We start from the raw sequence: 23756 nt of genomic DNA, 5'->3' as shown, positions 1-23756 counted from the left end.
CAAACTGAATGCGGTGCTTTTGCGTCGTGGCGTGTGCCTCGCGCGCATTTTTCTTTTCGCGAGTTCCCGCGAGTTCCGTGCGCAATTGCCAGAATTTGGTTTCAATTGGGAGATTCCTTGATCAGGAACCATCTTGATGAATGGTTGTTAATACGCGAATTGACCAACAGGAGGGGACCTGGTGAACCTCGTCGTCGTATCTAACCGCGTTTCGCGCGGAAAACCCAATGAACCCATGACGGGGGGGCTTGCAGCGGCATTGTTGCCGGTGGTGGAAAAGACAGGAGCGATCTGGGTTGGTTCCAGCGGACGGGTTCGCGACGGAAACCTGAAGGAACCCTTTGCGGAGGTTGAAGCGCTCGGCGCCGGTGCGCTGGCGATGCTCGACCTGCCGGCCGCGCATTACGGCGGCTACTATGAGGGCTTTGCCAATTCGGCGCTGTGGCCCGCGCTGCATTCGCGCGCCGATCTGATTCGTGCATCCGGCGAAGACTATGCGAGCTATCGCGAGGTCAACGCGTTCATGGCGCGTGCGTTGCTGCGATTCCGCAAGCCCGACTCGGTGTTCTGGATCCAGGACTACCATTTCCTCGCACTCGGCGCCGAGATGCGCGATCTCGGCGTGACCCAGCCGATCGGCTTCTTCCTGCACACGCCATGGCCGGCGCGCGCGCTGATCGCGGGCGTGCCGCATCATCGCGCGCTGATCGAGGCGATGCTGGCCTATGACCTGATCGGCTTTCAGACCGAAGAGGATTGCGAGAATTTTCTCGCCTATGTGAAATGCGATCTCGGACTCGGCGTGCAGGACGGCGTTATCATCTCGCCGTTCGGCCGCACCCGCGCCGCGGTGTTTCCGATCGGCATCGATCCGGATCGCTTCGCGCAGCAGGCCACCAAGGCGATGACGCATCCGGACGTGACGCGGCTGCGGCGCAGCCTCAACGGCGAGAAGCTCGCGATCGGCGTCGACCGGCTCGACTACTCCAAGGGCCTGGTCAACCGCATCAGGGCGTTCGACCGGATGTGGATGCTGCATCCGAGCCTGAAGCGCGCGGTGTCGCTGCTGCAGATCGCGACCCCCTCGCGCGGCGGCATCGAGGCCTACGGCAATCTCGCGAGCGAGGTCGCAAAGCTCGTCACCGACGTCAACGGCGTGCATGGCGAGGTCGACTGGACGCCGATCCGCTATCTCAACAAGGGCTTTGGCCAGGGTGTGCTCGCGGGTCTCTACCGCACCGCGCAGGTCGGCGTGGTGACGCCGCTGCAGGACGGCATGAACCTGGTCGCCAAGGAATACGTCGCGGCGCAGAATCCGGTCGATCCCGGCGTGCTGGTGCTGTCGAAATTCGCCGGCGCCGCCAACGAGCTCGACGCCGCGCTGCAGGTGAATCCGCATGACATCGACGGCATGGCGCGCGCGGTGGCGGCGGCGCTTGCGATGCCGCTGAGCGAGCGGCGGATGCGCTGGGAAGCGATGATGGACAAGCTCAACCGCGGCACCATCCAGCAATGGTTCGCCGACTTCATCGAGGCGCTGCAGGACACCCATGGTCCCGGCCATGCGACGCTGCCCGAGGCCGCAACACCGTGGCGGCGCCGAACCGCGGATCGCGCGGCGCGATATCACTGAGCCGGGTGGAATCGCGCAACAACACGATGTCGTCCTGGCGGAAAGCCAGGACCCATTACCCAAATATCAATTGCTGCGCGACGGTGGGCCGCGGTCCCGTTCACAACCAAATGCAGTGGTTATGGGTCTTGGCTTTGTCCTGGCTTTCGCCAGGACGACATCGAATGTGTTGCGCGGCCGGTGAGTCATAGATTCGGATACCCGTGAGCACTTGACCTACCCTAGGGGCAAATCAGTTCGTTCGTAGGATGGCCGCGCGGCGCGCCGCCGAAGACGCCGGGGATGGCGTGGAGAGGCGTCGCGCAGCACCGCGGACAGGCATAAATTTCATAATAATTTCAATGCATTGTGGAAATTTCGTACACAAGCCCCGCGCTCCCTTGCAAAATCCGCTTCCGCCCTTCAAGAGAGGGCCTCCCGGAGAGATGGCCGAGTGGCTTAAGGCGCACGCTTGGAAAGCGTGTGTGCGGGAAACCGTACCGTGGGTTCGAATCCCACTCTCTCCGCCATTGCGCGATTTTCTACGTCAACTGCAAGGAGCGCCGGCTTTCCGGCACTACGCCTCGAGCTTGCGCGCGGGTAGATGACGGACGCAGCGGACGCGGTTGGGTCGTCCCGCCAATGGAGCCACCAATCGTCCGCGCGCCACGGGGAACGCCTCCTCGCATTGGCGGGTTATCGCCTATGATACACGCTCTCAAAATCCTTGCGGTGATAGTCACATCCATTCCGATGGGGCTATCGTTGGCTCATGCGCTGGAGCTTCCCGGCAAATATCGCCTGGATCGCGATAGCTATCTGGCAATGCAGTCCGTCTACTATCCCGGCTTCACGGTCGGCGGCGCCGCAGAACCGTTGAGCATTCTTATCGTACTGGCAGTCGTGCTGATGCAGTCGCAGATCGCGGTACCTTGGCTGGCGGTCCTCGCGCTGATCTCGCTTATCGTCATGCACGCGATATTTTGGACCGTGACGCAGCCGGTGAACCGGTTCTGGCTGACTGGCGCAAATTTGAGCGGACTCGGTGCAAGCATTTTTGCCGGAGCTCCCGCAGCGGAGCGAGATTGGATGGTTCTGCGCGACCGCTGGGAGTATTCGCACCTTGCTCGGGCCGTTTGCGCCGCCATCGCTTTCGTCGCTCTGGTGATCGATTCGACGCTCTAGAGCATTTTCCGACCTGGCGGAATCGAAAGGGATTCCCTTCCGGGGCAAATCGTGATTCACCCTGAGGGCTGGTGATGGAGGCCAGCCCCCATGGCTAAACCCCTCTCGCCGGACCTTCGCCTTCGCATTGTTCGGGCCGTGGAAGATGAAGGCATGAGCTGTCGGGGCGCCGCCGGCCGGTTCGGCGTGGCGCCGTCGACAGCGATCGAACTGGTCAGCGAGTGGCGAAGCACCGGCGCCTGTGAGGCGGAAGCGCAGGGTGGCGACCGGCGTTCGGCTCGGATCGAGGGGCATGCTGCAGAGATCCTCTCCCTGGTCGAGGCTACGCCTGACATGACGCTGGCCGAGATCGCCGATCATCTCTTCAAAGTCCACGGCGAGCGTTTCGCGCCGAGCGTGGTCTGGCGGTTCTTCGATCGCCGCAACATCACGTTCAAAAAAAACATCGCACGCCAGCGAGCAGGATCGGCCGGACGTCGCCGCTGAACGCGCGGCGTGGAAGGCATCCCAGCCTGAGATCGACATCCACCGGTTGGTATTCATCGACGAGACCGGAGCCTCGACCAAGATGGCGCGGCTCTATGGCCGTTCGCCGTACGGCCAGCGCTGTGTTGCAGCGCTCCCGCATGGTCATTGGAAGACGACGACCTTCGTCGGCGCGCTCAGGGCGACTGGCATGACGGCGCCGATGGTCCTCGATGGCCCCATGGATGGTTCGGCGTTCGAGGCTTACGTGACGCAAGTCCTCGTGCCGACACTCAGGCCCGGCGACATCGTGGTGATGGACAATCTCGCAGCACACAAGCGGACCGAGGTCGGCATCGCAATCGATGCAGCGGGCGCTCGGCTCCTCTATCTGCCGCCTTATTCGCCCGACCTCAATCCGATCGAAATGGCCTTCGCCAAGCTCAAAGCCGCCCTTCGAAAGGCGGCCGCCAGATCTATCGAGGCTTTGGTCAACGCTATCGCCCTCGCCTTGGCCGCCTTCACCGCCCAAGAGTGTCTGAACTTCTTCGCCGCTGCCGGCTATGATCGCGTCTGATCAGAATCTGCTCTAGATGATCGCGGAGACCATGAAGCGGCCGCCATGGTCAGTGCGCTCGGTAGAGCGCTGATCGATCCAGCGTACAAGCCGCCTTCGCATTGACCGTGGATTTCCGCACGCTCAAGACGCATGGAGGGCGCCATCATGCGCGCAGTGTCCGCGCGGAAGTACAAGAGACCTTGAAAAGCAGCTGTTGAACAGGTCCGTGGGCGTTTCAAAGCGCCCGACGAGCTGATCTTATCGATCACATTGCAGCCAGAGCCGCGCTTCATCGCCTTCGTCACTTAGTTCGGGCCGCACGGCATTGCCAGACGAACCAACCTTCGGAATTGAAGAGATGATGCAACGCGTCAGCAATCACCCCTCCTTGGTAATCAGAACCTACGCCAGTGGCACCAATCGCCCGTGACGCTTCGCGGTCCGCAATTGGTTGCGGGTTGATCTGAACCTACCGGGCCAAGCAATTGGATTTGTTAATGCGCGGCTCAGACTGAAAAACGAAACCCAAGCAGTTAATTGATTGCTTGCTTTTTTCATTCTCTTCGTTGCGGGGAGGCGCAACCACCGATACCGACATTCGGTCCTGCGATCTGACTGAGGGATGCCATGCGTCCCGAACGTTATTCGATGTGGTACAGCATCTTCAACAAGCGGCAACAATCCCGAACTCATTTTTCGATCGAAGTGCAGCTCCTTCTGACCGAGCTCCGCTTGGCGGGCCCGAAAGCCCGCCTCTTCTCGTGGTTACGCTACAGCGCGTCATTAGCTAGGGATTTGCCATATGCGTTGCCTTTCTGTCGTGCAGTTGCGGCCAGCACCAGCATAAAGGAGGCCGCCGTCATTAACGTCGATATCGCTGCAATCGTGGGATCGATCTCGTCGCGAAGCGCAGTAAACATGCGCTTGGTCAACGGCTGGTACTGGCCGCCGGAGATGAACAGCGCGATGATAGTCTCGTCCATGGCCGAGATGAACGCGAAGATGCCCCCGGCGACCACGCTGGACTTGATCTGAGGCAGCGTTACCGCGAAGAAGCTGCGCAGGCGGTTCATGCCCAGGCTGCGCGCCACCATCTCCTGCGCGGGATCGAAGCTCTGCAGGCCGGCGAGCACGGAGATGACGACATAGGGCAGGCCCAGCATCACGTTCGCGAGTACGAGGCCGGGCATGGTCGCGACCAGGCCGACTTTGGCGTACACGAAGAAGATGCCGACCGCGGTGATGATGATCGGTACCACCAGCGGCAGCAGCAGCGCCATGTGGATCAGCCGCATGATCCGCAGCTTCGACTGGCTGATGGCGTAGGCCGCGGCCGCGCCGAACGGAGTCGCGATCACGACGGTCAGCAGCGCGACCGTGAGCGTCACCCGCGTCGCCTGCATCCAGGCGGAGTTCGAGAAATATTGCTGGTACCAGCGCAGCGAGAAGGACGGCGGCGGAAAGGTCAGGAAGCGCGCGCTGGAGAACGAGATCGGCGCGATGATCAGGACGGGGATGATCAGAAAGACCAGCACCAGCGCGCTGATCACGTAGAGGGCAATCCGTGCGGGTGAGGCGCGCATCATTTCTGCCCCAGCACGCGATCGAGCGAGATGAAGCGGCTGACGACGAAGAAGATCGCGAGCACGCAGAGGAGCAGCACCACGGCAACCGCGCTCGCAGCCCCAAACTGGTTGTAGAGCTCGACATTGCGGCTCACCAGCATGGACACCATGACGGTGCGGCCGCCGCCGAGCAGCTCCGGCGTGATGTAGAAGCCGAGGCAGAGCACGAACACCATGGTGCAGCCCGCAAGCACGCCCGGCAGCGACAGCGGCAGGAACACGCGCATGAAGGTCAGCGACGGGCTCGCGCCGAGGCTGGCGCCGGCCTGCATCAGATCGCTCGGAATCTTCTGCATGGTGGCGTAGAGCGGCAGCACCATGAACGGCAGCAAAATGTGCACGGTCGCGACCACCGTGCCGAAGGTGTTGTGGACCAGCGCAAGCGGCTCGGAGATCACATCGAGATAGCGCAGAAACTGGTTGATCACGCCGGTGCGCTGCAGCAGCGCCAACCAGGCATAGGCGCGGACAAGAACGCTGGTCCAGAACGGCAGCACCACGAGCGAGAGGATGAGGATGGTCCACCCTTTCGGCACCGAATTGGCAAGATAGGCCACGGGATAACCGAGCAGCAACGCGATTCCCGTGACCGCGAGGCTGATCTCGAAGGTCAGCACAAAGCTGCGCCAGTAGACGTCTTCTGTGAAGACGCGGCGATAGTTCTCAAGCGTGAAGCCGTCATGATAGATCGACTGCCAGGCGAGCCAGCCGACCGGCAGCACGATCAGAGCCAGGATCACCAGCAACGCCGGCGACACCAATGCCAGCATCAGGCCGTGCTCGCGGCGCTGATGCTTCTGGGCGGGATCTGGCACGGATGTCGTCAACGCTGCCTCGCCTTACTTCTGCATGAACGACGCCCAGCGCTTCTCGGCGGCTTCGCCGGCCGGAGAGGACCACCAGGTGTAGGACATCAGTGCCTGCTTCGCCGCATTGGCCGGCTCGCTCGGCAATTGCGCGGCGCGCTCGGGCTTGATCACGCCCGTCTCGAACGCTTTGGGGTTGCCCGGACCATAATCAATGTGCAGCGGCAGATTGGCCTGGTGCACGGGATCGACGGCCTCGTTGAGGAACTTCACCGCGGTTTCCAGATTCGGCGCGCCCTTGAGGATGCACAGCGAGGTGCTCTGCAAAATGCCCTGGTTGTAGGTGAAGGCGACCTTGGCGCCCTCCTTCGCGACCGCGCTGACGCGGCCGTTCCAGGCCATCTCCATGTCGACCTCGCCATCGTTGAGCAACTGAGCCGACTGCGCGCCCGAGGTCCACCACACCGTGATGTGCGGCTTGATCTCTTCCAGCTTCTTGAAGGCGCGGTCGACATCGAGCGGATAGAGCTTGTCCGGCGCGACGCCATCGGCCATCAGCGCCGCCTCGAGCGTCGCGAACGGATGGTTGCGCAGCGCGCGGCGGCCGGGGAACTTCTTGACGTCCCAGAAATCGGCCCAGCTGTTCGGCGCGTCCTTCGGGAAGGTCTTCTGGCTGTAGGACAGCACGCTTGAATAGAACTCGTAGGACACCGAATAGGGACTGCGATAGGCCTCCGGCATCGCCGCGCCGTTTGGAATCTTCGAAAAGTCGAGCTTCTCGATCAGCCCCTGCTCGCCGCCACGCAGGCAGTTGCCGGTCGGGGTGTCGACGACGTCCCAGATCGGCTTGCCGCTGCCGACTTGGGTCTTGATCGCGGGCCAGGCGTCGGGAATGGAGTCCTGGTTGATGGTGATGCCGAGCTTCTTGGCGGAGGGATCGAGGATCGCCACCGTCTGCGCCTGCTGATAGGCGCCGCCCTGCGAGACGAAGGTGATCTGCTCGGCGGCATCAGCCGCACTGATCAATCCGATCGCGCCCAGCAGCGCGCAACCCAATCCCAGACTCTGCTTCATCGTCGTCCTCGCCTCTCCAAATAGAGCTCACTGACCGATCGCATCGAGAAACTGGTACCAGCCGGCGACCATGCGCACGGCGGGCTCACGCAGCGGATAGAACGGAATCGCCTTCATGCGCCGCGCGTCGAGCAGGCCGACGTCGGGCGTCTCGCCGCGCGCGAAGGCGGCGAGATAGCAGCCCATCAGGCTCGACATCGCAACACCGGCACCGTTGTAGCCGACCGAGAACAGCGTGCGGTCGTCGAGCCGGCCGATATGCGGCACCGAGTCCAACGTCATCGCAACGAGGCCCGACCATTTATATTCGAGCGGGACATCGGCGAGATCGGGAAAGATGCCGACCATCGCCTTGCCCAGCGCATCGAAGGCGGCTTGCGAATCCTGCTTGCCGAAGGCGCCGCGGCCACCAAAGATCACGCGGTTGTCGACCATGCGGAACCAGCGCATCATGCGCTTGGTCTCGGTGTAGGTGCGCCCCGTCGGCATTAGTTTTCCCGCGAGATTGCCGGGGAGTCGCTCGGTTGCGACCATGGCGCTGCGGAACGGGATCAGCATACGCTGCAGATGCGCAGTGGCGCCGGTCAGATCCGAATAGCTGTTGGTGGCGATGATCGCCTGCTTGGCGCGCACCGTCCCTCGCGGTGTCTCCGCGATGATACCGTCCTTCTCGCGGCGAAGCTTGACGACCGGCGATTCCTGGAAGACAGGCACGCCGCGGCGCGCCACGCCGTCGGCGAGGCCGCGCAGATAGTTCAGCGGATGGATGCCGCCCGAGCCGGGATTGAGCACGCCGCCGACGAAGCTGTCACAGCCAGTCTCCTCGCGCACGCCGTTCTTGTCGAGGATGCGCACCTCGGCTGAGCCCATCTCGCGCGTCATCCAGTTGGCTTCGTCAATCGCGGCCTTCAGCGTCGTCTCGTTATGGGCAGCCTTGACCTGCCCGGTGCGGGTGAGGTTTGCGCTGGTGATGCCGAATTCCGAGACGAGCTCCTCGACCATGTCGGTCGATTCATGCGCGATCTCGTACATCCGCCGCGCCATGGCGCGGCCGTGCATGGCGGCGATCTCGCGGAATGAGAGGCGGAATTTTGCGGTGATCACTCCGCCATTGCGCCCGCTCGCGCCCCAACCGGGGCGGTTGGCCTCGAGCACGACGGGGCTGAGCCCGCTCCTGGCGATGTGGTGCGCGGCGGAAAGACCGGTATAGCCGGCTCCGACGATCACCACGTCCGCCTGTTGCTCGCCCGACAGCAGGGGAAAGTCGCGCGCCGGGACCGCCGTGGCTTCCCACAGCGAATTGACCGATGGCGGCGCGCTCCAGTCCCGTGTCATGCCACAGCTCTCCGTTACGCCGCCGACCCGATCGCAGCGTCGGCCAGCGCCTTCAGCGTCGGGAAATGGAAGTCCGGCTTGGTCAGCGTCTCCACCGCGGGCGTGCCGCCGAAGCCGGCGATGCCCTGGCGGCGCTCGATCCAGCACACCTTGTAGCCGAGCTTCCGCGCGATCCCGATGTCGTGATACTGGCTCTGCGCGACGTGCAAGATGTCGGACTGCTTGTAGCCGAAGGCGGACTGCCGGCCCTTGTTATAGGCGAAGAATTCCGGGTTCGGCTTGGCCACACTGGTGTCGTCGGCGCAGACGGTGTCGTCGAAGGGATTGCCGAGCGCATGCGCGTAGCACGACAGCGCGACGCGGTCGGCATTGGTCATCGCGACCAGGCGGAACTTTGTGCGCAGCCGCTTGAGCGCCTCGACCGAATCCGGGAACGGGCCCCAGCGCAGCACGGCGAGCTGGAACACGTTGCAGGAGGCATCGTCAGCCGGCAGCCCGAGCTCCTTGGCGAGATAGCGGTAGACGTGGAACATGACCTCGCTCGAACGCTCGTAGTGCTTGTCGCGGCCGCGCTTGTAGGATTCGAAGATCTGGTCGTCGCTGAGCTCGGCCGGCGTCTTGCCCGAAATCTTGCGCACCGCGGAGAGCACGCCGGTCTCGAAATCGATCAGGGTACCGACGACGTCGAAGGTGAGGACCTTGAAATTGCTGAACGCGGCTTCGGTCGACATTTTGGTTTCTTCTCTCGGGTTGGATGAGGCTTGAGTTCAGTCCCCCACCTGGGGCACGACGATGGTGTCCTCTGGGTGGAGAGTGACGGTGAGGCTGCCGCCGAGCGGCGGAATGCGGTGATAGGCCTGGTGGTAGCTCGGCTGGCGCAGGCTAAGCGCAATGCCATCGGCGAGCGCGAGAAAAATGCGCAGGCTCTCGCCCTGGTAGACGATGTCGGTGACGGTCCCGGTCATCCGGTTGCAGGCGGCATCCTGCGCGCCGTCATCGATCAGCAGCTTCTCGCTGTGCACGGCGAGCATGAGCGCATCGCCATCGGGAATGGCGCGCGCGCTGCGCAGCAAGGCATTGCCGAGCACGACGCTGGAGGCATCGACCCGACGGACCGGCAGCATCGTGGCTTCGCCGATGAAGCTCGCGACGAAGGAATCGGCGGGATGATCGTGCAGCCGCGCCGGCTCGTCGATCTGGACCAGCCGGCCATCCTTCATGACGGCGACGCGGTCGCTCATGGTCAGCGCCTCGCGCTGGTCATGGGTGACGTAGATGATGGTGGCCTGGATGCGCTTGTGCAGCGCCCGCAGCTCGATCTGCATGGATTCGCGGAGCTGCTTGTCGAGCGCGGAGAGCGGCTCGTCCATCAGGATCAGGCGCGGCTCGAAGATCATGGCGCGCGCCAGCGCCACGCGCTGGCGCTGGCCGCCGGAGAGCTGGGCAATGCCGCGCTCTTCATATCCGGCGAGGCCGACCATGCTCAGCGCCGCGCGCACCTTGTCCGGCCAGGAGGATTTCGACAGGCGCCGTGCACGCAGCGGAAAGGCGACGTTCTCGCCGACGCTCATATGCGGAAACAGCGCGTAGTTCTGGAAGACAACGCCGATCTCGCGCTTGTGCGGCGGCATCCACGTCACGTCGCGGCCGCCGAAGAGAATTGTGCCTGACGTCGGCAGGATGAAGCCGCCCAAGATACCGAGCAGCGTGGTCTTGCCGGAGCCGGAGGGGCCGAGCAGCGAGACGAATTCACCGGCGCCGACAGTAAGCGAAACGTCGTCGAGGGCGCGAACGGCACCATAGGCCTTGCTGGCGGACCTGATCTCGACGCTTTCCGCTCGCCTATCCAACGATCGACCTCGCCATGTCCCTAGCTGGCGTGCCTCGCTGCGCGCCATAAGCCAGCTTTATAGACAGGGGTTTGGAGCAATCACGGCTGAAGCGTGCGCTGCACCAAGTCTCCGCTCGGAGTCCCTGTCTTTGGGCTGTCATGTCGATGACACCAGACTTGCGAAAACTCGGCAATTGCCAAATTCTCACCGCGCCCATAACATCACGTTATGCCAGAGCTCCGCCGCATGCTGCCCTCCAGCAACGCCCTGTTCGTCTTCGACGCAGCGGCGCGCAATGGTAGCTTCACCGCAGCGGCGGCGGAATTGAACGTGACGCAGCCGGCGGTGAGCCGGATGCTCGGCCAGTTCGAGGAGCATCTCGGCGTCCGCCTGTTCGATCGCAAGGCGGGCCGTGCCGTGCTCACGGAGGAAGGTGAGCTCTTGTATCGCCGCGTGCTCGAAGGCTTCCGCAGCATCGAGAGCGGGCTCGTCGAGATCGAGCGGCGCCGCAAGGGCACCGAGACGGTGACGCTGTCAGTCTCCTCCGCCTTCACCACGCACTGGCTGATGCCGCGCATCGACAAGCTGCAGAAGCAGTTTCCGCAAGTGGATTTGCGTTTCCAGCTCATCTCCGGCGCGCTGCGCGGACCGGTGGAGAATGTCGACCTCGGCATGCGCTTTCGCGACCGCGACGAGCCGTCTTCCGGCGGCACGCTGATCATGAAGGAAGTGATGCTGCCGATGTGCAGCCCCGGTTATCTCGGCGAGACCGATCCTGCCGAAGGCAACACCATCATTCGCCTTGCCGAGACGCCCGGCGACTGGGCCGTGGATTACACATCGCTTCTCACTGGGCGCCGTGGGGCGGCGAAGGCACTCAGCTTCACCGATTATGCCGTCGTGGTGCAGGCAGCCCTGCTTGGCCAAGGCATTGCGCTCGGCTGGCTCACGGTGACCTCGCATTGGTTACTGACGGGCGCGCTGGTGCCAGCCTCCGATACTCTTGCCATCACGCGCCGCCTCTGCGAGTTCATGCCGCCGCGAAACCGTACCATGCGGCCTATTGCGGCCGAGATCCGGGATTGGATCATCGCACAGATGCGAAACGAACTGGCCGCAGTCGATCGGCTATATCCGCGACTTGGATTGATGCCTGCATGCTACTGAGGATCAGGAATGGAATGGTTTTCTTGGCGGCCGGCTCATCCTATCCGATTGAGAATTCGCTCACCAAGCGATACCGCACCTCAAAGGGATACGACTTTGAAACCGGCTTTGGCGGCGAGGATCAACTCAAGGTCCCGGCCGGGTCGAGCAAGGGGCCGATCTCTTCTCGTTGGCGGAAATCGAGATGCCGACACCGATTTCGACAATCGACCGCGCGATTTGCGCGTCAATCAGATCCTGCGCTCATCTCTGGTGCTTTGGTCATGTTCTCGCCTGACCTACTCACGGTCTCATATTGGGCGACGCAGGATTTTTCTTGATCTCCCGGTGCACACGTCGTGCACACCAGGCCTCCCAACCGATTGAAAAACTTGAACCCTCGCTCCAATCCACCATGGGCTAGTTTGAGCCAGTTCCAGCCAAACTACAGAAATTAGAATAATCTTCAGGAAAAAGCCGCTGCACAGATCGGGAGCATTGATACTCTGACAGCCTATCGGGGCGTCAAGTCTCGGATCCGCCACATCGCGAATTGCGGAAGCCCTGTTTCTTTGTCGAAGGACAGCTAGCTTGGAATTCGGTGTCCTGGCAGTAACTCGCCCTTTGTCCACTATCTCTCGCCGCCCAGCAGCAAGCCTTGTCCTCGAGGCGCAACATCCAGTTGATAGGATTGATTCAATCACGACACGCTGGCCGACCAGTACTCGGACCGGCGCGAAATATGTGGGGCCAACGATGGATGAAAAGCACGATACCGAACATCCCGCGATATGAATGGCGCGACGCGTCCTTAACGCAAAGGCATTAGCGCGCGGCTTCGAATCCGCCGAGCACCGCGGTCAGATTGGCGCCGAGGATGTCGGAAAGATAGCCGCCTTCCTGCACCAGCACCGTCGGCAGTCCAAACCGGGCCAGCCCCTCGCTGATCCGGCGAAAGCCGTCGGTGGTGACGGCGAGACCGGCGAGCGGATCCTTCTCGGAGGCGTCGAGGCCGAGCGCGACCACCAGCGCGGTCGGCGCGAAGGCGCGGATCGCCCTCTCCGCCGCCGCGAGCGCCTTCATGTAGTCGTCGTCGCCGGTACCCTTGGCCAGGGGAATGTTGAGATTGGCGCCCAGGCCGGGTCCGGCGCCGCGCTCATGCGCGTAGCCCCAGACGAACGGATAGAAGAACGACGGATCGGCGTGGATCGAGACGGTGAACACATCCGGCCGCTCGTAGAAGATGCCCTGGGTGCCGTTGCCGTGGTGCACGTCGACATCGAGGATGACGACGCGCTCGTGCTTCTGTCGCAGATGCTCGGCCGCGATCGCGCTGTTGTTGAGGAAGCAGAAGCCGCCGGCCATATCGCGATAGGCGTGGTGGCCGGGCGGACGGCACAGCGCGTAAACCGCATCCTCGCCGTCCAGCACCATCTGCGCGGCGGTGACCGCGACGTCGCTCGACGCGCAGGCGCCGGCCCAGGTGCCCTTGCCGATCGGCGCTGCGGTGTCCGCCGTGTGCCAGCCGAGCTTGCCTACGATATGGGTCGGATAGGTGGCGGCGTTGCGCACCGGGTGGATGTTCGCGATCATCTCCGGCCCGGCATCGCCGAGCGCGGTCCATGCATCCCAGGCCTCGGCGAGAAAGCTCAGATATTCCGGACTGTGCACGCGCGCCCGCGGCCCCTGCCCGAATTTGGTCGGCTCGATCAGCGTGTGCTTGCCGGCCTTCAGGCCTGCCAGCAGGCGATCGGCACGCTCGGGCTGCTCGGTGGTGCGCTGGACCACGCCGCGGACCAGGAAGAACTGCGGATCGTGGCTGCGGTGCAGATCACTGTAGACGGCCTTCACGGGACACTCCTGTTGGATGAACAAGTGAGATGGATCGCACGATTGCGCCTGAGCAAGATCACGCGCGTCTATTTCGCCGCCGCCGGCCACGGAGGAATCTCGCGCACCAGCCGTCCGACTTCGCGCCAGGCATGACCGATGTGGTAGTCGACATGCGCGACGATGCGTTCGGGATGACCGGCTTCGATCGCAGCGAGCACCGGCTCATGTGTACGCGCGATCTCGTGCGGATCGTCATAGAGGCGGCCGATCAGGCCGATCACCATGCGCAACTCCGAGGCGAGATCGTCAAACAGCCGCAGCATCCGCCGGTTACCGGCGATCTCGCAGATCAGGCGATGGAAGCGGTAGTCCTCCTCGACCTGCCGCGCCGGATCGTCGAGATCGGCGGTCTCGTGCAGCACGTCGATCTGCCGGCGCAGCTTGTCGCGTGTCTCCGGCGTCAGGTTGCGCGCGGCGAGCACCGCGGCATGACGCTCGACACAGAGACGCAAGTCGTAGATCTCGTCGATATCATCGGCGGCAAACTGCCGGACGAAGAAGCCGCGGCGCGGATTGGCGACGAGCAAGCCCTGTTGCTCGAGCAGCCGCGCGGCCTCGCGCACCGGCGCCCGGCTCACCCCCAGTTCGCGCGCGATTCCGGCTTCGACGACCTTTGATCCCGGCGGCAGCCGCCCTTGGACGATGGCTTCAGTCAGGCGACGGGCGACTTGGCCGACAAGGTCGGTCTCGTTGAGGGCCGGCAAGCCGACCGGAGGGGAAATCGTGCGCATCAAAAGGGTCCGTTTCGACCCTTGTACATTATTTAATCGCCGATTGTCGACAGTTTAGACTTGATCAACTCTTAGATTGTCGACAGTTTAGTGGCGCGGGCATTGCGACGCAACAAAAACGGCCCGCGGACAGGGACTAAGCAGCAACGATGACGACGCATGTGCGGCCCGACGCCGTGAAGGACCAGAACCAGCAATTCCGCATCGACCTCGCCGCGGCCTACCGGCTGGTCCACCGGCTCGGGCTCGATGACAGCATCTACACCCACATCTCGGTGCGGCTGCCCGGCAGCCACGACCGCTTCCTGATCAATCCCTACGGCATGCGCTTCGAGGAGGTGACGGCGTCCAACCTCGTCACCGTCGATCTCGACGGCGTCGTGATCGACGATCCGCTCGGGCTCGGCATCAATCCGGCCGGCTTCACCATCCACAGCGCGGTGCATGCGGCCCGGCCGGACGTCGCCTGCGTGCTGCACACCCACACCGTGGCCGGCGTTGCGGTGTCCTGCCAGAAGCAGGGACTATTGCCGCTCAATCAATGGTCGATGCAATTCACCGGCTGCCTCGCCTATCACGATTACGAAGGCATCGCGCTCGATCTCGATGAACGCGAGCGCCTGGTCGCGGACCTCGGCGACAAGTTCGTGATGGTGCTGCGCAATCACGGCATGCTGACCTGCGGCCGCTCAGTCGCCGAGGCCTTCAAGCTGATGCACAATCTGGAGCGCTCCTGCCGCGCGCAGCTCGCGATCCAATCCGCCGGCGCCGAGATCGCGCCGCTGTCGGATGCAGTCGCGCGCAAGACCGCCGGGCAATATGCAACCTTCTACGACAGCATCGAGACCAACGGCGTGCCCGACACCGAGTGGGCCGCCTTCAAGCGCATGCTCGCGCGGACCGATCCGGATTTCGTGAACTGAATCGTTTTCGAACAAGAGAGCCTGAACATGTTGAAGCGAGTTCTGTTGAGTCTTTTGGTGGCGAGTGCCCTGAGCACCGCGGCATTCGCCGAGGAGCCGAAATCCGGCGGCGTGATCAACGCGGTGATCCAGCCGGAGCCGCCCGGCCTGATGATGGGCCTGGTGCAGAACGGCCCGACCCAGATGGTCGCCGGTAACATCTATGAAGGCCTGCTGCGCTATTCACCGAAACTCGAGCCCCTGCCCGGTCTCGCCGAAAGCTGGAGCGTCAGCGAGGACGGCAAGACCTATACCTTCAAGCTGCGCAAGGGCGTCACCTGGCATGACGGCAAGCCGTTCACCTCGGCCGACGTCGTATTCTCGATCGAATTCCTCAAGCAGACCCATCCGCGCGCGCGCAGCAATTTCGCGCAGGTCGACAAGATCGAGACACCTGACGACAACACCGTGATCTTCAACCTAAAGCAGCCGTTCGGGCCGTTTCTGGGCGTCTTCGAAGTCGGATCGCTGCCGATGATCCCGAAGCACATCTATGAAGGCACCGATTTCAAGACCAACCCCGCCAACAATACGCCTGTTGGCACCGGCCCCTTCATGTTCAAGGAATGGCAGAAGGGCTCGTTCATACGCCTGGTCAAGAATCCGAGCTACTACATCAAGGGCAAGCCCCACCTCGACGAGATCTATTGGCACGTGATCCCCGACGCCGCCGCACGTGCGGTGGCGTTCGAGACCGGTAAGGTTGACGTGCTGCCAGGCGGCTCGGTCGAGAATTTCGACGTACCCCGCCTGTCCAAACTGAAGAATGTCTGCGTCACCGGCGCCGGCTGGGAGTTCTTCAGCCCACTGTCATGGCTGTGGCTCAACAACCGCTCCGGCCCGACCGCGAACAAGAAATTCCGCCAGGCGGTGATGTACGCGCTCGACCGCAATTTCGCGAAAGACGTGATCTGGAACGGCCTCGGCAAGGTCGCGACCGGCCCGTCGAGCTCGTCTATCAAGTACTACAGCAGCGACGTGGCGAAATACGACTACGACCCGGGCAAGGCCAAGGCGCTGCTCAAGGAAGCCGGCTACAACGGCGAGAAGGTCCGCCTGCTGCCGCTGCCCTATGGCGAAACCTGGCAGCGCTGGGCCGAGGCCGTGAAGCAGAACCTGCAGGATGTCGGCATCAACGTCGAAATGGTCTCGACCGATGTCGCAGGCTGGAACCAGAAGACCTCGGAATGGGACTACGATATCGCCTTCACCTATGTCTATCAGTACGGCGATCCCGCGCTTGGCGTCGGCCGCACCTATGTCTCCAGCCAGATCGTCAAGGGCAATCCGTTCAACAACGTCGAAGGCTATTCGAACCCGGAAATCGACAAGCTGTTTGCCGACGGCGCGGTCGCCTTCCCCGACTCGGCACGCAAACCATTTTATGACAAAGCGCAGAAAGTCCTTGTCGACGATGTGCCCGTGGCCTGGCTGCTTGAACTGCAATTCCCGACCATCACCCGCTGCAACGTCAAGAACCTGATCACGACCGCGATCGGCGTCAACGACGGCTTCCGCGACGCCTGGCTCGACAAGTAACGACGCTTCCCACCGCGGCGCCGTCCGGCGCCGCGGCTTCACCGTTTCCTCGAACGCAACGACCTCACCGATGCCCGCATTCATTGCCCAGAGACTTGCCAAGGCCGTCGTCGTGCTGCTCGCGATCGTGGTCTTCAACTTCATGCTGATCCGCATGGCACCGGGCGACCCGGCGATGGTGATGGCGGGCGAGGCCGGTGCCAGCGACCAGATCTTCGTCACCCAGTTGCGCGAGAAGTTCGGGCTCGACCAGCCGCTGCCGGTTCAGCTCTACCGCTACGTCAAGGGCATCGTGACGCTCGATCTCGGCTTCTCGTTCCGCCAGCAGATGCCGGTGGCCAAGCTGATCGCCGAGCGGCTGCCGGCGACGCTGCTGCTGACTGTCACGGCCTTCGTGATTTCGTTGCTGATCGGCGTTTTGTTCGGCACGCTGGCCGCGCGCTTTGCCGGCACCTGGGCCGACACCGCGATCACGATACTGGCGCTGATCTTCTACGCCACACCGCTGTTCTGGGTGGCGCTGATGGCGATCCTGCTGTTTTCGGTCTCGATGGATTGGCTACCGAGCTTCGGCTACGAGACCGTCGGCGCCAATTACACCGGCTTCGCCCATGTGCTCGACGTCGGCGCCCATCTGATCTTGCCGGCAACGACGATGGGCCTGTTCTTCATGGCGACCTATGCCCGCATGACCCGCGCCTCGATGCTCGAGGTGAAGCGGCATGACTTCGTCAAGACCGCGCGCGCCAAGGGCCTGCGCGACGCCGTGATCCAGCGCCGCCATGTGCTGCGCAATGCGCTGCTGCCGGTGGTGACGCTGGCGGGCTTGCAGGCCGGTACGCTGGTTGGCGGCGCCGTGCTCACCGAGACCGTGTTCGCCTGGCCCGGCATCGGCCGGCTGATGTACGAGGCGCTGCTGCAGCGCGACTACAATCTGCTGCTCGGCGTCTTCGTGGTGTGCTCGGCGATGGTACTCGCCTTCAACCTGATCACCGACCTGATCTACCGCGCGGTCGATCCCCGCATCGAGTTCGCCTCATGAGCAAGTTCTGGCGCACGATGCTGCGCAACCCCGGCGGCGTGATCGGTGTTACCATCCTGGTGCTTGCGATTGCGATCGCAATCTTCGGCCCGTTGCTGTTTCCGACCTCGCCGTGGCGCATGGTGCAGCGGCCGTTCCTGCCGCCGTTCACGGTGCCCGGCCTGCCACTCGGCACCGATGCGCTCGGCCGCGACGTGCTGGCCGGCATCATCTATGGCGCCCGCGTCTCGCTGCTGGTTGGCCTGGTCTCGACCATGGCCGCGCTCGCGGTCGGGATTCCCGTCGGCGCCCTCGCCGGCTATTTCGGCGGCAAGGTCGGCGACGCCCTGATGCGCTTCACCGAATTCTTCCAGACTGTGCCGAGCTTTGCGCTCGCCATCGTGCTGGTCGCGATCCTGCAGCCCTCGATCGTCTCGATCGTGCTGGCGATCGCGATCGTGAGTTGGCCGCCGGTCGCCCGGCTGGTGCGCGGCGAGGTGCTGTCGCTGCGGACGCGCGAATACGTCCAGGCCGCGATCGTCACCGGGCAGTCGCACAGCTGGATCATCTGGCGCGAGATCCTGCCCAATGCGCTGTCGCCGGTCATCGTGCTGGCCTCGCTGATGGTCGCGACCGCGATCCTCTTGGAATCCTCGCTCTCCTTTCTCGGCCTCGGCGATCCCAATTTGATGTCCTGGGGCTACATGGTCGGCGCCGGCCGCACCGTGATCCGCCAGGCCTGGTGGATCACGCTATTCCCCGGCATCGCGATCCTGCTCTCGGTGCTGGCGCTGAACCTGATCGGCGAAGGCCTCAACGACGCGTTCAATCCGCGCCTCCACAAGGAAGGACGTTGACGCATGTCGGCCTCACCCGTCGTCTCCATCAAGAACCTGAAGCTCGCGTTGCCGTCGGGCTCCGACCGCCCCTACGCCGTCGACGGCATCTCGTTCGATCTCGTGCCCGGCAAGATCCTCTGCGTGGTCGGCGAGTCCGGCTCCGGCAAGTCGATGTGCGCGCACGCGCTGCTGGGCCTGTTGCCGGACACCATCATCCGCGAGGCCGGCGAGATTGCGTATGACGGCAGGAACCTGCTCACCCTCGACGACACCGGCTGGCTTGCGCTGCGCGGCCGCCACATCGCGATCGTCTTCCAGGAACCGATGACTGCGCTCAACCCCTTGATGCGGATTGGCGACCAGATCGCCGAAATGTTCGAGGCGCACAATCTGTTGACGCCGCGGCAACGCAAGCAGAAGGCATTGCAGCTGCTGCACGAAGTTGGACTGCCCGAGCCCGAGCGTTCGGTGCGCGCCTATCCGCATCAGCTGTCCGGCGGCCAGCGCCAGCGCGCGATGATCGCGATGGCCCTGGCGCTCGAACCAACCATCCTGGTGGCGGACGAGCCGACCACCGCGCTCGACGTCACCACACAGGCGCAGATCCTCGAGCTGATCCGCGACTTGCAGCGCCGCCGCAACATGGCGGTCATGTTCATCACTCACGATTTCGGCGTCGTCTCCGATATCGCCGACCGCGTCGTCGTGCTCCAGCACGGCAAGGTGGTCGAACAGGGCGCGGCCGACGACGTGTTTTGGCGTCCGCAGCATCCTTACACCTGCGCGCTACTCGCGGCGGTGCCCTCGATGCAGCCGCCACCGCGGGCGCCACTTGCGGATCGCGCCAGGGCCGTCGAAGTCGTGGGCCTCGACAAGACCTATGTCAGCGGCGGCGGCTGGTTCCAGCCGGAACGCCGCGTCCAGGCCGCGAAGCAGGTCAATTTCGACATCCTGCAAGGCGAGACCGTCGGCCTGGTCGGCGAATCCGGCTCCGGCAAATCCTCTGTTGCCCGGCTGGTGATGCGGCTGATCGAGCCCGACCAGGGCACGGTGCGTCTCGGCGACACCGACTTCACCCGCATCGCCGGCAAGGCGCTGCGCCGGGAGCGCAGCCGCATTCAGATGATCTTTCAGGATCCGTTCGCCTCGCTCAACCCGCGCCGCAAGGTCGGCAACATCATCGCCGACGGGCCGATCGCCCACGGCACCGATCCGGCGGTTGCACGTCAGCGTGCCACCGAGTTGCTCGGCCTGGTCGGCCTCAATGCCAGCGCGATGGAACGCTATCCGCACGAATTCTCCGGTGGCCAGCGCCAGCGCATCGGCATTGCGCGCGCGCTTGCGCTCGAGCCGGAAATCATTGTCGCCGACGAAGCTGTCTCGGCGCTCGATGTCTCGGTGCAGGCACAGGTGCTGAACCTGCTGGAAGACCTCAAGGCTCGGCTTGGCCTGTCGATGCTGTTCATCACCCACGATCTGCGGGTGGCGGCGCAAATCTGCGACCGGATCGCGGTGATGCAGCGCGGCGCGATCGTCGAGCTGAAGCCGACCGCCGCCCTGTTCTCGGCCCCCGAACATCCCTACACCCGCGAGCTGCTCGCCGCGGTGCCCGGCAAGATTTCCTCTTCGCGTGCGGCCTGAGCGATGCGTTGCGTCCTGATCAGCAGCAGTCTCGATCTGCGCGACTATTTCGGTGCCGAATTGGCGCGCATTGCGCCACGCGTCGAGGTGGTCGATCACGCCGGCGGTGCCGCGGATGTCCGTCTCGCCTTGGCCTGGCATCCGCCCGACGACGCGTTCGAACGCTATCCCGATCTGCAGGCGGTATGCTCGATCGCTGCCGGCGTCGATAACATCGTGGCCTGCCCGAGCCTGCCACCCAGTGTCGACGTGGTGCGCGTGGTCGATCCCGGACAGGGGCAGATGATGTCGGGCTTCATCGCCTGGCATGCAATTGGGCATCAACGCGGCTTTGCCGCCTTCAGCGCCCAGCAGCGCGACCGGATCTGGCAACGCCGCGCGCAGCGGCGCGCAAAGGATGTTCCGGTCGGCATCCTCGGCAATGGCGAGATCGGACGGCGCGTCGCCGTCGACCTCGCACATCTCGGTTTCCCCGTGATGTCCTGGAGCCGGACCGCCAAGGCCATTTCATCGGCGAGCCGCAGCTTCCATGGGCCGGCCGGTCTTGCCATGATGGTTAGCGAGACCGAGGTGCTGGTCAATTTGCTGCCGCTGACGCCGGAGACGCGCAACATCCTCAATGGTGATCTGTTCGGCAGGATGCGCCGCGGCGGCTACCTGATCCAGGTTGGCCGCGGTGAACATCTGGTGGAGGCGGAACTGCTGGCGGCACTCGACAGCGGTCAGCTGGCCGGCGCGGCGCTCGACGTCTTCGCGACCGAACCGTTGCCCGCGGCGCATCCGTTCTGGCGCCACCCGCGGATCGCCATCACGCCGCATGACGCCAGCGACGTCAGCATCAGCGCCGTTGTGACCACGCTTGCCACGACGGCGGACGCGATCCGCGCCGGACGGCGTCCTCCGCATGCGATCGACCGCGCGCGCGGTTATTGATTGCGACACGGAGGAGGGTCAGATGCAGAACTCGCGTTGGTGCGCCGATGCCGCTCACCCGCTCGACGGGCTGCGCGCCGCCGGGCCGATTGCGGAGGCGCAGGCGCAGACGCTGGCCAGGGACTATTACGGCCTCGCGGCTGAGATCCGCCGGCTTGATAGCGAGCGGGACCAGAATTTCCGGCTGCGCACGCAGGACGAAGGCGAATACGTCCTCAAGATCGCCAATCCCACTGAGGATCGCGCCGTCACCAATCTGCAGACCGAAGCGCTGCGCCACATCGCGGACCGTGATCCGCTGCTGCCGATCCCACGCGTCATTCCCGCACAGGACGGCGCGGCCGAGCTCGAAATCGGCTTCGACGACGGCTCGATGAGGGTGGTGCGCCTGCTGTCGTTCCTTGCGGGGACACCCATGCATCAGGCGCCGCCGTCGGCGACGTTGCGCAGTGATGTCGGCCGCTGCGCGGCGCGGCTCGCCCTTGCGCTGCGCGACTTCGTTCATCCCGCTGCGGACCACAAATTGCTCTGGGACATCCAGCATGCCGCCGAGCTGCGGCCATTGCTCGGCGCGGTCCCGTCTGCCCAGCGCGAGCTGGTCGAACGCGTCCTCGATGATTTCGAAGCCGACGCCGTGCCTGTGCTGGCGCAGCTTCCAAAGCAACCTCTGCACAACGATCTCAATCCGCACAACATCCTCGTCGACACCACCTCGCAGGCCCGCGTCTGCGGGATCATCGATTTCGGCGACATGACCGCGACGGCCCGCATCAACGACCTGGCGATCGCAGCAGCCTATCAGGTGACCGACAGCGACGATCCGCTGGCGTCCGCGCTCGATCTGGTCGGGGCCTATCATGCGGTCTCGCCGCTCGAGGCGCGCGAGCGCGGCATCCTGTTCGACCTGATCGCGACCCGCATGGTCATGACGATCGTGATCAGCAATATCCGGGCCGCTCGCTATCCGGAGAACAGCGCGTATATTCTGCGCAACAACAAGCAGGCGTCGGCCCGGCTCGCCCGGATCGCGACGCTGACGCGAGCACAGGCCGCACAGCAGATCGAGCGTGCCTGCCAGGGGGAGTGATACAATGCCGGCCGAAGCCTCGACCCAGGAGCTGATCGCACGCCGAAACCGTTTGCTCGGGCCCGCCTACCGGCTGTTCTACGAGCAGCCGGTGCATGTGGTGCGTGGCGAAGATGTCTGGCTGTACGACGCCGCAGGCAACCGATATCTCGACGCCTACAACAACGTCGCCTGCGTCGGCCACTGCCATCCGCATGTCATCGAGGCCATCGCGCGGCAGGCCGCGGTGCTCAACACCCACACCCGCTATCTGCACGAGACCATCCTCGACTACGCCGAGCGGCTGCTCGCGACCTTTCCGGTCGACCTCGGCCAGGTGATGTTCACCTGCACCGGCAGCGAGGCCAACGATCTGGCGCTCCGCGTCGCCCGCACCTGCACCGGCGGGACCGGCGTCGTCGTCACCCGGACCGCCTATCACGGCGTCACCGGCGCGCTCGCCGACTTGTCGCCGTCGCTCGGCCTGCCCGAGCCGACCGCTCCCCATGTCCGGTTGGTGTCTGCGCCGCACTCCGCCGACGATGACACGGGCAAGATCTTTGCAAGCCACGTCCGTGCAGCATTCGAGGATATGGCACGCAGCGGCATTCGCCCGGCCGCCCTGCTGGTCGACACGATCTTCTCCAGCGACGGCGTATTCGCCGATCCGCCGGGCTTCCTGCGGCCGGCGGTGGATGCCGCGCGTGCGGCCGGCGCACTGTTCATCGCCGACGAGGTGCAGCCCGGTTTCGGCCGCTGTGGCGAGGGCATGTGGGGCTTTGCCCGCCACGGCGTGGTCCCCGACATGGTCACGATGGGCAAGCCGATGGGCAACGGCCATCCGATCGCGGCGATGGCGGCGCGACCGGACCTGCTCAAGGAATTCGGCGCGCGCTCACGCTATTTCAACACCTTTGGCGGCAATCCCGTGTCCGCCGCCGCCGGCATGGCCGTGCTCGACGTCATCGAGCGGCAACGCCTGGTCGAGAACGCCAGGCGCACCGGCACTTATTTGCGCGAGCGGCTCACCGCGCTGCGCGCGAGGCATGAGCTGGTGGCGGAGGTTCGGGGTGCCGGTCTCTTCATCGGTGTCGAGCTTCGCCGCGGCGCCTCGCCCGCCGCGGGTGAGACGACAAAACTGGTCAATGCAATGCGCAGACGGCATGTTCTGATCAGCGCGGCCGGTCCCGGCGCCAATGTGCTGAAGATTCGTCCGCCCCTGACATTCGGCATGGAGCACGGCGATCTACTGGTCGAGGCGCTCGATCAGGCGCTACAAGAAAATTCGATTAACTGACGATCTCGCGGATTGCTGGTCTTCGGCAGCAGCGGGCAATACCTTCATGCCGCCCTTCAGCCTTACCCCGCTGATACTGGTCGAAGCCGGCACTATCGGAGGGGACTTAGGACCAACATAGACCGAGCTACGCAATCCGACGCAGAGCTATGCCGCCTCCACGGGGCCTCAACGGAGGCGGACCTCCGAGTCCGG

20 protein-coding genes and 1 tRNA gene are annotated in these 23756 nt (G+C 64.0%); 13 read left to right on the top strand and 8 right to left on the bottom strand.

Annotation, left to right across the window (positions count from 1 at the left end; genetic code table 11):
- Positions 1-181 precede the first annotated feature (181 nt).
- The 4 genes from CI41S_RS01880 to CI41S_RS01865 all read left to right on the top strand — a co-directional run bounded on the left by CI41S_RS01880 (position 182) and on the right by CI41S_RS01865 (position 3839).
- A complete protein-coding gene (locus CI41S_RS01880; protein ID WP_172627884.1) occupies positions 182-1633 on the top strand; it encodes a trehalose-6-phosphate synthase in 1452 nt (483 codons plus the stop codon).
- Positions 1634-2052: 419 nt separating this feature from the next.
- Positions 2053-2142 (top strand) — tRNA-Ser (locus CI41S_RS01875).
- Between the two features lie 175 nt (positions 2143-2317).
- Positions 2318-2797 (top strand): DUF1772 domain-containing protein, encoded by a 480-nt coding sequence (locus CI41S_RS01870; protein ID WP_139857166.1) that lies wholly within the window; start codon positions 2318-2320, stop codon positions 2795-2797.
- Between the two features lie 90 nt (positions 2798-2887).
- A protein-coding gene (locus tag CI41S_RS01865; protein ID WP_430649987.1) for an IS630 family transposase occupies positions 2888-3839 on the top strand; the annotation gives its coding sequence in 2 pieces (ribosomal slippage) (positions 2888-3234 and positions 3233-3839; 954 coding nt in all).
- 752 nt (positions 3840-4591) lie between these two features.
- Here the strand turns inward: CI41S_RS01865 and CI41S_RS01860 are convergent.
- From CI41S_RS01860 to CI41S_RS01835, 6 genes are all read right to left on the bottom strand, one after another.
- Positions 4592-5407, bottom strand: a complete 816-nt coding sequence (locus CI41S_RS01860) for an ABC transporter permease (protein WP_139857164.1) — start codon at positions 5405-5407, stop codon at positions 4592-4594.
- The gene (locus tag CI41S_RS01855) at positions 5404-6216 is read right to left on the bottom strand and encodes an ABC transporter permease (protein WP_139858530.1); all 813 of its coding nucleotides are present in this window, start codon (positions 6214-6216) and stop codon (positions 5404-5406) included. Before CI41S_RS01855 ends, CI41S_RS01860 begins: the two co-directional genes overlap by 4 nt.
- Before the next feature lie 69 nt (positions 6217-6285).
- Positions 6286-7326 carry an ABC transporter substrate-binding protein gene (locus CI41S_RS01850; protein WP_139857163.1) on the bottom strand — a complete coding sequence of 347 codons (1041 nt, stop codon included), beginning with the start codon at positions 7324-7326 and terminating at the stop codon, positions 6286-6288.
- Positions 7327-7353: 27 nt separating this feature from the next.
- Positions 7354-8661, bottom strand: coding sequence for an NAD(P)/FAD-dependent oxidoreductase (locus tag CI41S_RS01845; protein WP_139857162.1), 1308 nt, complete (start codon positions 8659-8661; stop codon positions 7354-7356).
- A 14-nt stretch (positions 8662-8675) separates the two neighbouring features.
- Positions 8676-9392, bottom strand: coding sequence for an HAD family hydrolase (locus tag CI41S_RS01840; RefSeq protein WP_139857161.1), 717 nt, complete (start codon positions 9390-9392; stop codon positions 8676-8678).
- A gap of 36 nt (positions 9393-9428) precedes the next feature.
- Complete coding sequence (locus CI41S_RS01835) at positions 9429-10511, bottom strand: ABC transporter ATP-binding protein (RefSeq protein ID WP_172627883.1); 1083 nt, start codon at positions 10509-10511, stop codon at positions 9429-9431.
- Positions 10512-10721: 210 nt separating this feature from the next.
- On the opposite strand from CI41S_RS01835, the gene CI41S_RS01830 reads away from it, so the two are divergent.
- On the top strand, positions 10722-11660 hold the full coding sequence (locus tag CI41S_RS01830; protein WP_139857159.1) for a LysR family transcriptional regulator: 939 nt from the start codon (positions 10722-10724) through the stop codon (positions 11658-11660).
- A gap of 804 nt (positions 11661-12464) precedes the next feature.
- On the opposite strand, the gene CI41S_RS01825 is transcribed toward CI41S_RS01830, so the two are convergent.
- Both CI41S_RS01825 and CI41S_RS01820 read right to left on the bottom strand, forming a co-directional pair.
- Positions 12465-13490, bottom strand: a complete 1026-nt coding sequence (locus CI41S_RS01825) for a histone deacetylase family protein (RefSeq protein WP_139857158.1) — start codon at positions 13488-13490, stop codon at positions 12465-12467.
- Positions 13491-13558: 68 nt separating this feature from the next.
- Entirely contained in the window at positions 13559-14263 is a 705-nt protein-coding gene (locus CI41S_RS01820) for a GntR family transcriptional regulator (RefSeq protein ID WP_050628972.1), read from the bottom strand.
- 149 nt (positions 14264-14412) lie between these two features.
- Between CI41S_RS01820 and CI41S_RS01815 the strand changes: the two genes are divergently transcribed.
- The 8 genes from CI41S_RS01815 (at position 14413) to CI41S_RS01780 (ending at position 23561) form a co-directional block, all read left to right on the top strand.
- Positions 14413-15186: a class II aldolase/adducin family protein gene (locus CI41S_RS01815; RefSeq protein WP_139857157.1), complete on the top strand. Its 774-nt coding sequence runs from the start codon at positions 14413-14415 to the stop codon at positions 15184-15186.
- A gap of 27 nt (positions 15187-15213) precedes the next feature.
- The gene (locus CI41S_RS01810) at positions 15214-16764 is read left to right on the top strand and encodes an ABC transporter substrate-binding protein (RefSeq protein ID WP_139857156.1); all 1551 of its coding nucleotides are present in this window, start codon (positions 15214-15216) and stop codon (positions 16762-16764) included.
- A 70-nt stretch (positions 16765-16834) separates the two neighbouring features.
- Positions 16835-17806 carry an ABC transporter permease gene (locus CI41S_RS01805; protein WP_139857155.1) on the top strand — a complete coding sequence of 324 codons (972 nt, stop codon included), beginning with the start codon at positions 16835-16837 and terminating at the stop codon, positions 17804-17806.
- Entirely contained in the window at positions 17803-18642 is an 840-nt protein-coding gene (locus CI41S_RS01800; RefSeq protein WP_139857154.1) for an ABC transporter permease, read from the top strand. Before CI41S_RS01805 ends, CI41S_RS01800 begins: the two co-directional genes overlap by 4 nt.
- 3 nt (positions 18643-18645) lie before the next feature.
- Entirely contained in the window at positions 18646-20265 is a 1620-nt protein-coding gene (locus CI41S_RS01795) for an ABC transporter ATP-binding protein (RefSeq protein WP_139857153.1), read from the top strand.
- 3 nt (positions 20266-20268) lie between these two features.
- Positions 20269-21198, top strand: coding sequence for a 2-hydroxyacid dehydrogenase (locus tag CI41S_RS01790; RefSeq protein ID WP_139857152.1), 930 nt, complete (start codon positions 20269-20271; stop codon positions 21196-21198).
- Between the two features lie 22 nt (positions 21199-21220).
- Positions 21221-22285 (top strand): phosphotransferase, encoded by a 1065-nt coding sequence (locus CI41S_RS01785; RefSeq protein ID WP_139857151.1) that lies wholly within the window; start codon positions 21221-21223, stop codon positions 22283-22285.
- A 4-nt stretch (positions 22286-22289) separates the two neighbouring features.
- Positions 22290-23561, top strand: coding sequence for an aspartate aminotransferase family protein (locus tag CI41S_RS01780; RefSeq protein WP_139857150.1), 1272 nt, complete (start codon positions 22290-22292; stop codon positions 23559-23561).
- Positions 23562-23756 lie beyond the last annotated feature (195 nt).

Source organism: Bradyrhizobium ivorense (assembly GCF_900696085.1).
In the GTDB taxonomy this organism is placed as follows: Bacteria; Pseudomonadota; Alphaproteobacteria; order Rhizobiales; family Xanthobacteraceae; genus Bradyrhizobium; species Bradyrhizobium ivorense.
The sequence above is the reverse complement of the archived record's forward strand: the minus strand, read 5'-3'. Positions and strand labels throughout refer to the sequence as shown.